This window comes from Bradyrhizobium sp. ORS 86, from assembly GCF_045571475.1.
Taxonomy (GTDB): Bacteria; Pseudomonadota; Alphaproteobacteria; order Rhizobiales; family Xanthobacteraceae; genus Bradyrhizobium.
In genome coordinates this window covers 2,525,924-2,538,162 of record NZ_CP120699.1, presented here as the reverse complement: position 1 = coordinate 2,538,162, position 12,239 = coordinate 2,525,924, and the positions used below count along the sequence as shown (strand labels likewise).

At 59.3% G+C, this 12,239-nt stretch carries 8 protein-coding genes and 2 pseudogenes; 2 read left to right on the top strand and 8 right to left on the bottom strand.

Annotated elements, in window-relative coordinates; all coding sequences use genetic code 11:
• Positions 1–9: 9 nt before the first annotated feature.
• From P6U25_RS11350 to P6U25_RS11320, 7 genes are all read right to left on the bottom strand, one after another.
• The gene (locus P6U25_RS11350; protein WP_280973002.1) at positions 10–792 is read right to left on the bottom strand and encodes a gamma-glutamyl-gamma-aminobutyrate hydrolase family protein; all 783 of its coding nucleotides are present in this window, start codon (positions 790–792) and stop codon (positions 10–12) included.
• Between the two features lie 32 nt (positions 793–824).
• Positions 825–1,883 carry a dhydrorhizobitoxine desaturase gene (gene rtxC / locus P6U25_RS11345; RefSeq protein WP_407151275.1) on the bottom strand — a complete coding sequence of 353 codons (1,059 nt, stop codon included), beginning with the start codon at positions 1,881–1,883 and terminating at the stop codon, positions 825–827.
• A gap of 32 nt (positions 1,884–1,915) precedes the next feature.
• Positions 1,916–4,393 (bottom strand): 2-aminoethylphosphonate--pyruvate transaminase, encoded by a 2,478-nt coding sequence (locus tag P6U25_RS11340; protein ID WP_407151274.1) that lies wholly within the window; start codon positions 4,391–4,393, stop codon positions 1,916–1,918.
• A gap of 916 nt (positions 4,394–5,309) precedes the next feature.
• The gene (locus tag P6U25_RS11335; RefSeq protein ID WP_407151273.1) at positions 5,310–6,248 is read right to left on the bottom strand and encodes a DUF2493 domain-containing protein; all 939 of its coding nucleotides are present in this window, start codon (positions 6,246–6,248) and stop codon (positions 5,310–5,312) included.
• Between the two features lie 234 nt (positions 6,249–6,482).
• The gene (locus tag P6U25_RS11330) at positions 6,483–7,115 is read right to left on the bottom strand and encodes a hypothetical protein (RefSeq protein WP_348637513.1); all 633 of its coding nucleotides are present in this window, start codon (positions 7,113–7,115) and stop codon (positions 6,483–6,485) included.
• A gap of 358 nt (positions 7,116–7,473) precedes the next feature.
• Positions 7,474–7,776, bottom strand: a complete 303-nt coding sequence (locus P6U25_RS11325; RefSeq protein WP_280973004.1) for a DUF6614 family protein — start codon at positions 7,774–7,776, stop codon at positions 7,474–7,476.
• A 132-nt stretch (positions 7,777–7,908) separates the two neighbouring features.
• Positions 7,909–9,654 (bottom strand): adenylate/guanylate cyclase domain-containing protein, encoded by a 1,746-nt coding sequence (locus tag P6U25_RS11320; RefSeq protein ID WP_280973005.1) that lies wholly within the window; start codon positions 9,652–9,654, stop codon positions 7,909–7,911.
• A gap of 296 nt (positions 9,655–9,950) precedes the next feature.
• Between P6U25_RS11320 and P6U25_RS11315 the strand changes: the two are divergent.
• Together P6U25_RS11315 and P6U25_RS11310 are read left to right on the top strand one after the other, a co-directional pair.
• Positions 9,951–10,199: pseudogene (locus P6U25_RS11315) on the top strand (hypothetical protein); the annotation flags it as partial.
• Positions 10,081–10,791 carry a class I SAM-dependent methyltransferase gene (locus tag P6U25_RS11310; protein WP_407152494.1) on the top strand — a complete coding sequence of 237 codons (711 nt, stop codon included), beginning with the start codon at positions 10,081–10,083 and terminating at the stop codon, positions 10,789–10,791. The pseudogene P6U25_RS11315 and the gene P6U25_RS11310, both read left to right, overlap by 119 nt.
• A gap of 463 nt (positions 10,792–11,254) precedes the next feature.
• Here P6U25_RS11310 and P6U25_RS11305 read toward each other — a convergent pair.
• Positions 11,255–12,156 (bottom strand): annotated as a pseudogene (locus P6U25_RS11305) (amidase family protein).
• Positions 12,157–12,239 lie beyond the last annotated feature (83 nt).

Sequence of the window (12,239 nt, the reverse complement as noted above, 5' to 3'; positions counted from 1 at the left end):
GATCCGCCCCTAGTATGTCTTGCTTTGGCAGTACGCAGCGCACGCGTCGCCAAATGCGCTGAAGAGGTGCTTGCTCACGCGGTCGGTTGCCACGTGCCATTCGGGGTGCCATTGCACGCCAATCTGCAGCGTCGGCGCGCCAATGACAGACGCCGCTTCAACCAGACCGTCGGACGCCCAGGCCTCTGGCTTCAGCGCAGCGGCAAGCTGTTCGATGCCTTGATTATGCAAGGAGTTCACTTGCGCTTCGATCGCGCCGGCGATCGGAAAGAGCGCGCCGTCAGGACATATCCTTACGCTATGTGCCACATCGTATTGCCGATCCCTTGGAAGATCTGCTTTCTCGGCATGCATCTGACCACTTTCGGACTTCCACTGCGAAAGCGACGGGTGAAGCGTGCCGCCGAAGTAGACGTTAAGCTCCTGCAGCCCACGGCAAATACCCAAGATCGGCATCCCGTAGGCAACGGCCCTCTCGATGGCCGCCGCCGACAGCCGGTCGCGTGGGCGGTCGCGGATGCCTCCTTCAACGTCCTGCTCGCTTGTCTTCGCAAGGGAAGCGGGCGCGCGCAAGATTGCAGGATCAATGTTCGATTCATCTCCTGTCAACACGAGGCCGTCCAATCTGGGCATGATCGCCAGTCCGGCATCGGCGTTCACATCCTCAGCATCGATGGTCGGCAGTATCACACAGGTCGCGCCGGCATAGTGAGCGAGGGCGTGCAGATACTTGCGGCGCAACCAGTCGCGGTGCACGCCATCCACCAAGAGGCGATTTGACGTGACGCCCACGACGGCTCGGGTCGAGAGTCTCCGTTGCGGTGTCAAGCTGGTTGCTCTTTCGTATCGACGCTGGTCAACGACTGCTCATACAGGCGTCGATTTCGTTCCTTTAGTTGAGTCATGACGCTGGGTTGACCTTGGGGTCCCTTGACGAAGAGCCCTCCCCAGGTCGCAGCAACGCTTGCGTAATGAGGATCTTGCATTCGAATCTTCTGTGCCTTGTGCAGGAGCCAAAACGGAATGCCGGGCGACAGATGATGCTCGAGGTGATATTCATCCAGGTTCTGACCAAAGATGGCTCGCTCGAGGAAGTTTCCTTTCCTATTCCGGGTTAGATAGACGTTCTGCGTCTCCGTCTCGCACATGGGGGAGTGTTCGGCGAGCTCGATAAACCAGCCGAGGACCTGAAACGTGGAGAGATAGGGCACGATCCAGAACAGCACGACGATGTGGAGCAGTCCAAGGGCATATGATCCGACCAAGATGGTCGTCCAGAAAAGATAGAAGCCATACTTGTCGATAAGTATGCCCGACCGGCTCGCGTCGTCGGCATCTGTTATCGAAAACCGGTTGGTCCAGAGATACTTCAGGTACGCGACTGTCGCGCCACCCAATATCGGCTTCCAGATCATGTTGAAGGCGTAGCGTCCCGGGGGCTGGACGTCGTAGACGCCGCTGGCCAGGAAGAACTTCAGATCAGGGTCCTTCTCCGGGTCGCCGAGATAGGGATGATGTTGGTAGACATGTGAAATCCGGTAAGCCCAGTGGCGCTGAAACAAGGGATAGGCGGCGAACAGAATGCCAAGGACATAGTTCCAGGTCGTGTTTTTCGCGAGGGTGCGGTGAGCCGCATCGTGCGCGATCGTTGTCAATCCCCGCTGGTAGGCGCCGATCAGAAGAACAGCGAGCGGATAGAGCCACCATGAGACGTAGACCGTCGCGAGCGCGCAAGCTGTAATGACAGCGTAATCTTTCGCGATATAGGCGGCTCCCGTTATGTTGTCCGGTCTCAGCTCGGAGAGCTGCTTGTTGATCTCGCGGCTGAATTGAACAGCCTCATAGCGCGACGACCTCAGTTTCCAAGCCTCTGCCTGTGTCATGAGAAATCCCTTCCTGATGGGCTTACAGGTTGTCAGATTGCGGAAAGCGCCTTGTCCAAGTCCTTGATGATGTCGTTGACATCTTCAATGCCGACGCACAGTCGGACTGAGCCACCAAATATGCCGGCGGCCTCACGCTTTTCCCGTGGGACAGTGGTGTGGGTCGTGGACACAGGATGCGTCACGAGCGTGCGGGCATCCCCCACATTGGACACGTGATACATCAAGTCGACGTTCTGGATGAACCTGCGCCCTGCCTGTTCGTCCTCCACCTCAAACATCACCATCGCCCCATATCCGTACGCGACATCGAGGGTCTGATCGACAGTTTCCCGATCGGCTCCTTCAAAGAGCCCTGGGTAGAAGACGCGCCGCACTTTTGGATGCTCCTGAAGAACGCTGGCCACGATCCTGGCATTCTCGCAGTGCTGCTTCATGCGAAGAGGCAGTGTCTCGAGCCCTTGGATCAGTTGAAAACTCGCAAAGGGGGCGATGGCGGCCCCGGTATCGCGCAGCCATGTCATTCGCGCTTTCAGTAGAAACTCGCTCTTGCCGAGGTCTTCGACATCCCGCAGCGCGTTGCGCCAGATAATTCCCCCATGCGCGTCGTCAGGATGATTGAACAGGGGAAAGCGAGACGCTCCCCGGTAATCGAACTCTCCGTTGTCAACGATCAGACCGCCTAGTGTCGTGCCGTGGCCGCATATGTATTTGGTTGCAGAGTACGTCGTGATCGCCGCACCGAGCACTGACGGCCGACACACCAAGGGTGTCGTCGTATTGTCCACGACCAGGGGGACGCCGTGCTTTCTGCCGATCTCCGCCAGTTGCTTGACAGGGAGCGGAATAAGGCATGGGTTCGAGATCACCTCTCCGAACAGACATATCGTGCGATCATCGATTGCACGTTCGAAGGTCTCGGGCCTACGAGGATCCGCTGTCCTGACGCTAATACCAAGACGCTTTAGCGTGTTGTGGAGCAGGTTCCAGGTATTGCCGTACAGATACGGAGAGGCGACGACGTTGTCCCCCACCTCGCCGCTTGATAGGTTGACGATCGCAAGGAATGTCGCGGCTTGACCCGATGCAACCGCGAGCGCGTCGCTTCCCACGTCGACGGCGGCGTACCTTCGTTCCAGCGCTCGGGTCGTTGGGTTGATGATCCTGGTATAGGTGAAACCATCAGCCTTTACGTTGTAGACATCGGCGATATGGTTCAGATCGCCGTCGAGTTCATAAGCCGTGTTCTGATAGATCGGCACCGCGACAGCTTTTGTTGTCGGATCACGCCGGTATCCCGCATGCAGAACGGCAGTTTCGGTGGAAAATGGGGGCTGGGAGGTTGTCGCGACCGGACGCGAGATCTCGCCTTGCCGGCCGGCAATCTCCTGGGGTGACATCCGCCCCGCCAACGGCGCCGGACCTGACCTGAAATATGTGCGAAAAGCGCACCCCAACCGTTCGATCCAACTGGATTGGATTTCTCCAATACAACCGATCCGAAAGCTGCGGGTAGGAGGATGCAACTTGGAGTAGACGTAAAGGTTATGAGCCGCCAGATGACGATATAGGCCATCGAACGCGACCTGGTCCGAGATTCCGGTCGGCGCGGTGAACGCGACGCAAATGGGCGACTGCAGGTCGGCTGGCAGAAGTGGAGACACTACTCCTTCGAGTTCTTTGATAAGATGGTCCCTTATCTTCTCATACCTGCGGCGCCTGGCATCAATGCCTTCGGCGTGCAAAATCTCCAACGCTTTTGTAACCGCTTGAACGATATGAGTGGGAGGGGTCGATCGCCACTCTCCCGTGCGCTCGAACGAACGCCATTGGTCTCTTACGTCGAGCACAAATGACCTTGGTTCGTGAGCCGCATTCTCCAGCAGCTCGCGAGAGGCGATGACAAAAGCGACTCCCGGCGGCGCTTCTATGCACTTGTTGCTAGACGTGACAAGGACTTCCGGTCCGTCGTGGCTCAGATCGGTGTTGATGGCACCAAACGAGCTCATCCCGTCGACAATGGTCTTCACGCCACGCCGCTTCGCCTCCGCCACAATCGCTTCCAGCGGGTTGACGATCCCGGTCGTGGTCTCGCAATGGACAAAGCAGATGTGCGTGATGCCTGGATTTTGACTGAGACGCTCAGCAACCTCCTGGGGATCCAAAGGCTCGGTGGCTCGCTTGACAAAGTGGAGCGCGTCGACGCCCCATAGCCGCAAGATCTTGAGAATGCGCTCCCCGTAGATCCCGTTGATGCAAACGAGCGGCTTGTCGGCCTGGGCAACGAACGAACAGAGAGCGGCTTCCATGGCAAAAGAGCCGCCACCCTGAATAGGCACCACAGAATAGGTTTCAGGGTTCCCCGACAGATTGAGCATCAGCCGCCTCATACGGGCGGTTACTTCCTTGAACTCGCAATCACGCGATGCAAGATCAAATTGCATCTGGGTCTTAACCGCCGCCGACAGCGACATTGGACCAGGCGTCAGCAGAGAGCGCTGCCTTGTCATACCATCCCCCTCATTGTTGTATTCAACGGATCTGAAGCATTGCGGCGCGACCGAGAAACGGCGCTTTGTCAAGCCCGGAAGCCGGCGACGATTCCCTCATTGCGGCCGCTTTGAACGACACGGCACTCGGCGGAATCAGGATGGCGCCTCGCGTGTCGGCCTTTCGAAGGTCCGCGAACAACAACCTCCATATCTACGCAGATGCGGAACGATCTCCGCAAAACCAGTGGCTGACGTCATTGAGCTCTCTTGGACATTGCGCTTACGATCCACGCCTCCGATCGCAATTGGTACAATGGTCAGCTCGATCCTGAGCTTGCGCACAGGCAGGTTGAGCTTGCCGCCAATCTTCGATCGCAGGCGAGGCAGGTCAGCCGATCTGCTTACGTAGGATGTCGACGTTCGGCCAACGGCGCCCGTCAGACCATCGCGTGCCGATCCTGATCCGGAGATCGCCCGCCTTACAGTGTCGCTAACAGTGGGGCTCGTCTTGCATGAGACTGAGACTGAGACTTGAGACATTCGTACCTTTGTTGCTCGCTCGAAGCTTTTCGGTTTGTGAATACCAACACTGCCTATTCCGAGACCGTACAACTTGACGTTAGGTGCGATTCAACCCTCACCGAGATGTTGTCGCGTGAATATTTCCTGACACGCACCTCAACTAGTGGCGAATAGGTCGAAGTCGGCGGCCGAATTGAAGGGACCGCGGGACCGAGCCGCGCCCGCGGCGTCGTACGGTTGCTGTTCTTGAAACCAGTTGCGCAATTGCATGTGCACTCATGCGACGGAAGAAGACGCAGCTGCAGCAGCCCTGGCGGTAGGATCGGGTCTCAGAGTTCGACGCAAGGTTTCGGCACTTCGGCCTGCGCGCTTCGGACACCCGCAGGCACGTGAGGCGGATGGAGATTCTCGCTCATGCGCGATCCTTGCCAAACCTCCAGACAGGGATGCCGAGCTTCTTCGCCTTGTCGGCAAGATTTTCCTGGATGCCGGTGCCTGGGAAGTGCATGAGGCCGATCGGCATGACCGCCAGCATGGCATCGTTGCGCTTGAATGGCGCAGCCTTGGCATGTTTCGTCCAGTCCGGTTTGAAGGCAATCTGGGGTACCTTGCGATTGCTGGCCCATCTTGCAGCGATCAATTCGACGCCCTTCGGCGATCCGCCGTGGAGCAGAACCATGTCGGGATGTTTTGCGCGGACCTTGTCGAGCCGATCCCAGATGAATGACACATCATTGAAGTCGAGTCCGCCCGTGAGCGCGATCTTCGGGCCGGGCGGCAGCATCAGTTCGGCGTCAGCGCGGCGCTTTGCGGCGAGGAAATCGCGAGAGTCGATCATTGCGGCGGTCAATGTGCGGTGGCTGACGACAGAACCTGAGCGCGGGCGCCAAGGCGAACCGATCTGGACTTCGAATCGTTCGGCGGCCTGATCGCGGAAGAGCTCCATCGCGTTGCGGCGCTCGACGAGTGTGATTCCCTCGGCCGTGAGCCGTTCGAGTTCGACGGATCGCACCTCTGAGCCATTCTGTTCGTGTTGGCTTCTCTGCTGTGCCTGCTCGTTGGCGTCGAGCTCGCGTTCGATCCAGCCTGTTGCACGGTGAAACAGGTTGACGGTCTGCCAGAGCAGGTCCTCGAGGTCCGATTCGAGGCGAGTGCCGTGCAAGGTCGAGACCAGGGCGCCGAAAATGTCGGAAACGGCGCCGGCGACAGCGTTGCCTTCCGGAGGGGGCCTCGGGTCGGGTTCATCCTTCAAGGGACGGAAGCCATAAAGCTGAAGCTCGTCGAGGATGTGAGCGGTCGGGGACGGACTGTGGGGCGGTTCGAGGTCGCTGTCGTCGTGGTCGCTTGCCATGGGTGGGCTCCTTTGGCCGGCTCGGCCGCGCCCATCGCGGCCTTCGTGGCGATCACCCGACGGCAAGCGGAATGGACCAGAACCCGGAGCGCAGCGAAGGGCCGAAGCGTCAGCGGAGGATGGCAGAGGCGCGGCTATTTTGTTTCGCGATGCAAAGGCGCTGATAAGCGCCGGCGGAAAATAGCCGCGATCCATGCCATTGAAGGGCCGAGCCGCTTGCCGTCCGATCGCCCTTCAGAAGGCTGGGGTGCGGATTTGGCCGGGAGAGGACGCCCTCGTGGAATCGGATGACGACGCCACGAACTCGTCATTCAGCCAATCCCGGTCATGACGGGACAGATGAAGCGCGCGGCGTCCTGTGGAGTTGAACTGGGCGGATAAGGCTGAGCGCAAGTGACCGAGCCCGAAATGTCGCAGCTCCTCATTGAACTCCCCGAGCCGGGCAACAGTGCGATTGCCTCGATACCTGTCTGTTCGGCGCGCCTGGTCAGGGCCGACACTGCTGTATCGCCGGCCGAATCGGCACCACGCACCATGTAGAGCCGGCCGGAAGCTGGAGCGCAGCAAGGTGCTTTGCGGAGAGCGCTGCACGATTGGCAGCATCGGAGCTGGGCATCGCAGCGACAGCGTGGTCTTGATGCCCTCTCCCGCTGCGAGCACTTCGTCGGCCGTCCCGAATCGAAGCGCATTACCAAGAAGGAAGGCCGGGTCCGTGATCTGGCGCTGTTCAACGTGGCCATCGACGGTAAACTTCGTGGCTGCGATGTCGTGGCGCTGAAAGTCGACGACCGATCGTGCAAGCGTCCGACAAAAGAAGACGGGACGGCCGCTCAGATTCGAACTCACCGGGTCAACGCGCCAAGCCATCGACGCCTATCTGAGGGCGACGGGCAAGAAGCCGGACGAATACTTATTCACCGGCCGGCGAGGACCTAACTGCAGCCTAACCACGCACCAGTACGCACGGCTACTGTCTGATTGGCTTACCAGTGTAGGACTCGATCCGCACCTGTTCGGAACACAATTCACCACGTCGAACAAAGGCGCCCCTCATCTACCGATGGAGCAACGTGACGCCGATCGCTTGGCATGGTATTTTGTTCGGCCGATCCTGGAGATTTAAAATCGACTACGGACCGCTTGGGTCAAGAACGACGGCCGGCCCCTGAGACAATTTGCCCGGTGTATCCCCGACAGCCGACGCATAGAGGCAGACATTCGCGGTCTATCCGATCTGCGTCTCCAAAAAGAAGTCGGCGTCGGGTTTGACCATCGAGTTCATCGTTACATGCAGCGAGTGTACCTGCTCGCCACGTTGTTTGACGTATTCGTACGCGGCATGCTCCCGCTCCAGGTCTGGATAGATGAGTTCGCCTCGATACATGAAAACCGGCAGCGTTCTGCCGAAACCGGTCAGTGCCTCGCGGCGCATGATGCGATAGCTGGTAGCAAACCCAATATCTATGAAATGCTGGAGGAAGGCGTGCAATCTTGGCAAAAACTCTTCTTCACTGATGCCGTCGCGCAAAGTAAACACCCGCTAAAGCTAACCAATGACGTCTCCCGCATCTGTATCCGTTTCCTTACCATTTCGAATTCTGCTGCCTGACTCGATCACCACTTCGGCATAGACGAGCGTCCGCTGATCGCGGCTACTGGATCATTCGGGTAACCCGGCAAGGCGCAGTGGCTTCATCAGTGCGTCCAGGTGTTCCTGGTGGCGGTAAGGTAATCCCTGCGCCCAGCGGCTTGCGGTAAGGTTGGGATGGGTTGTCAGCATCTTCCTGACGATTGCTCGAGCCTCGTCCTCACTGCCGAGGTTCCAGAGCGACGCTGCAAGAACGGCCTGCCCTGTTAGCCAGTGTGGCCTCTCGATTAGGACGCGCGAGGCAATGTCGCGTGCAGCGGTAAGATTACCAAGGTGAAACTTTGCCCGTGCCTCATCGACCATCGATTGACTAATACTAAGCGGGCTGAGCCGCTGTGCTTGCTCCTCGTACTGAGCGGCTTTTCGGAAATCGCCAGCGTAGCCGTGAAACATGCCAGCCATGTGATACGCATCCGCGCAGTTCGGGCCGAGGGCAATCGCCTTGTCGCCGGCTGCCAAAGCCTCATCATGCCGGTGTTGAAACAACCGCGCATAACCTATCACCACGTATGCCATGTAGCTGTCTGGGTCGGCCGCCAGAGCCCGGGCAGCACACTCCATCGCCGCCTCGTAGGTTGTCGCCTCGTCTCTTTCCCAGCCAAAGCGAACCTGGTCGGTTAATGTGAGCCCCAACAGGTAAAGCACCGGAGTATAGTCAAGGTTGATGGCCAAGGCCCGTTCAAATTCGAGGCGCGCTTGTGCATGAGTGTGCTTGGCAAAATTGACGTACAGGGTACGGCCTTTGAGGAAATGCTCGTAAACCAGCGGGCTGCCCGAGCGCTTGCGCCACACCCGCACCTGTTCGCCAAGCGTCAACCGGACCTCGAGCGCGGCAGCGATGTCCTGCGTAATCCGGTCCTGAAGTTCGAACACGTCCTCGAGGTCGCCCTCGAAACGGTCGGCCCACACATGACTGCCATTCAGGCTGTCGATTAACTGTGCCGACAATCTCACGCGATTGCCGGCCTTGCGAACGCTCCCCTCCAGTATGTAGCGAGCCCCAAGTATTCGCCCGATTTCGCGGATATCCCGCGCCTGTCCCTTGAACACGAAACTCGAATTGCGTGCGATGACTAGCAATTCTTGGATTTTCGACAAAGTCGTCAGCAAGTCTTCAGCGATGCCGTCGACAAAATACTCCTGCTCGGGATCGCCGGACATGTTCTGGAACGGCAGGATCGCGATGGACGGCTTGTCCGCGAGTGGCGGAGGCGGTCTCAGCCTGTCGCTCAGCCCGCCAGACGCTCCCGCGCGCACAGCAAAAGCGCGGACCGGCCTGGAGATGTTCTTGAGGTGCTGTTGACCCCGGTCCTCGAAGCCAACGTCCAGCTTACCCTCGACCTCGCTGTACACCTTCTCGGAAATCAGGATGCCGCCGGGATCGGCGACACCCTCTAGCCGGACAGCAATGTTGATCCCGTCGCCATAAAGGTCTCCGTCCTGCCCAACAATAACGTCACCGAGGTTCAGCCCGATACGTAACCTTAGGGGGCTGCTGCCTGAGGCAAGATGATCCTGGATCTCGACCGCGCATCTCACGGCGGCAACGGGACTCGCGAACTCGGCGAGCGCACCATCGCCCGTTGTCTTGATGAGCCGCCCTTCGTGGCGGGAGAGGCCAGGCTCGATCAATTCCCGCTTGAGCCGCTCAAACTCGGAATAGGTGGCTTCCTCGGCGCGTTGCATCAACGCGGAGTAACCGACCACATCGGCGGCCAAAATCGCCGCCAATCGCCTTTGAACCCGCTGCTCGGTCAAGGCGCCCTCTAAACGACCAGACTAACCACGCCGCTGGCACAAGGGGTACCCTAGCATTTTGTTGCCGACATGTGAGCGGTAATCGCAGGAGCCCGATTGCCTCAAATGGCACTTTGCCGGGACCACAGCGCGGAACGCTCAACTCGGGAGGTCCGAGTTGGGCCAGGAATGGTCAGTCGCCCTTCCGAAGTCACCGATACCTCCCAGCTTCTGTTCGTTGCCTCTGGTTGGTGATATCTTCGACTGCCGCGGCTCTTTCTAAACGCCACCAAGAAACTCTGATCGGGGTTCAGAACATGCCAATTCAGGTGTCGAACGAGCCGGACGCTTTTCGAGACTTTGAACGAAGCGGATGGAACGCAGTATCCGAGGGTTACGAAGCTGTCTTTGGTCCGCTGACGGCGCAGTCGGTTGATGTCACGCTCGATGCAGCTGGGGTCATTCGCGGATGTGACGTGCTCGATGTCTGCACGGGACACGGCGTGCTCGCGCTGGCTGCTACGGAGCGCGGTGCGAAGGTATCAGCTGTCGATTTTTCAGAGGCCATGGTCGCCGCCGCCCGCCGGAACGCTCCTTCGGTCGATTGTCGCCAAGGGCGACGCGCAAGATTTGCCATATCCCGACAATATGTTCGATGCCGTTGTTTGCGGCTACGGTTTACTCCATGTGCCCGAGCCGGACCGCGCTTTGGCGGAAATGTATCGTGTCCTTCGTCCCGGCGGCCGCGTGGCGATCAGCGTTTGGGAACGACCCTCACCAGCCAATGGCTTCGGCCTTATCTTGGGGACGGTGAAAGCTCACGGGCGTGTTGACGTTCCCCTGCCGCACGGTCCCGATTTCTTCCAGTTCGGCGATCCGGAGGATATGAAGGCCGCGCTTGCGCAAGTGGACTTCTCCGATGTCGCTGCAACTACTGTGGCTCAGACGCTGCTGCTGAAAACTGCGACCGGATTGGTCAATCTGGCGTTGCAGGGAGGGGTAAGGATAAGGGCCCTTCTTCTTGCTCAAGACAGCGCTGCTCTCTCGGCAATCAACGTCGCCGTCGCTGAAGGCGTGGATCAGCTGTTCCGAAACGGGGACCGCTTCCGGGTCCCCATGCCTGCCATTCTTGGAAGCGGGGTAAAGCCGCGACAGTAATAGATCCGATCTGTTTCCGATGGAGCAACGTGATGCCGGTCGCTTGGCATAGCATTTCGTTGGGTCGATCGTGGAGACTTACAACGATCCATGCGGCGAGGCGGCTACCCCAACAGAGGAGGCCGGTTGGCGCGGCCCAACGTTGCCTCAAGCGATAAGCCGACGGACAGCAGCTCCCGGTCCTGTCCGCTCAATGCGTCAAATTCCAATCCGACAGGCAGACCACTGGGGGTCTCACCGGCTGGCAGAACCAAGCTAGACATGCTTGCACAGACTCCCAAGGCGATGTTGCGCCCGATCGCGACACTTTTGTCCGCCGACCTCGGTTTCACTTCGGTCAGACATCTTCGGTGGGAGACCCATGACCACGGGATGTGCAAGCATCAGAATATTGTGTTGGCTGTACCAATCGCGGACGGTAGCCTTCAGTTGATCGCGCCTGGCCAGCGCTGCCTCATAAGCCTCACGACTGGGTCTGCTCGGTGGCAGCGCTCGAGTCTCGATGTATGTTTTCATCGAAGGGCCGACTTGCGCAAACATTGCCTCGAAGGGTCAGGCCAGTCCCCTGCTCCTGCAAGTACCTCGCGACCCCCTGGACGAGTTCGCTGATCAGGATCGTCCCTCCAATGTCCGTAGCCGCCCGCACAACATCGGGGGTGGCGACCTCCACCAGCGTCGCGCCGGCCTCACGGAGCTTGCCGAACGCTTCAGTGACAACGCGCCCGACCTCCGGGTCGAGGCCGCTGAGGAGATGATCGCACGACAGGCCAATTCTGACACCGCGCAACGGCGTCGCGGTCGGCGCCGTGTCGTCGCCGGTGACGACGCGATCGAACAGAAGGAGATCGACGACGGCGCGCGCCAGCGGACCGACCTGATCAAACTTGTTGTCGGTCAGCGCCATGATGCCCTGACCGGGGTAGCGACCAAAGCTCGGCCGCAAGCCCGCCAGCCCGCAACATGTTGCCGGCACCCTGATCGACCCGAACGTATCCTCGCCGATTGCCAGTGGCGCAATGCGCGCGGCGACCGCTGCGGCCGATCCGCCGCTGCTGCCGCCCGGAATCCGCGCGCGGTCATAGGGGTTGCACACACTGCCGAAGGTTTCATTATTGCTTGTCCAGCCAAACGAGAGTTCGTGCAGGTTTGTCTTTCCCATCACGATTGCGCCCTCGGTCAGCAGTGGCTCGAAACGGCTGCGTTCTGTTTGGGCCTGAAATCGCGCAAGGCACGGGTGCCATTGGAGGTCGGGAAGTCGCGCGTGTTGATGCTGTCTTTCACGGGGATGGGCAGTCCGTGCAGCTTGCCAAGCACGCCGCCTGCCCTGCGCCTTATGTCGGTAGCGCGAGCAGCTTCGAGCAACATTTCGGGATCAAGCGTTCGAAAGGCGTTAAGGTCAGAAAACTTCGAGCCCGCTCCAACAGAGCTTTCGCATAATGCTCCGCAGA

Bases quoted from the DNA above. Each gene is read 5' to 3' on its own strand.
- rtxC (WP_407151275.1), bottom strand. From the start codon at position 1,883: ATGACACAGGCAGAGGCTTGGAAACTGAGGTCGTCGCGCTATGAGGCT.
- P6U25_RS11310 (WP_407152494.1), top strand. From the start codon at position 10,081: ATGCAGCTGGGGTCATTCGCGGATGTGACGTGCTCGATGTCTGCACGG.
- P6U25_RS11340 (WP_407151274.1), bottom strand. From the start codon at position 4,393: ATGACAAGGCAGCGCTCTCTGCTGACGCCTGGTCCAATGTCGCTGTCG.
- P6U25_RS11330 (WP_348637513.1), bottom strand. From the start codon at position 7,115: ATGGCTTGGCGCGTTGACCCGGTGAGTTCGAATCTGAGCGGCCGTCCC.
- P6U25_RS11335 (WP_407151273.1), bottom strand. From the start codon at position 6,248: ATGGCAAGCGACCACGACGACAGCGACCTCGAACCGCCCCACAGTCCG.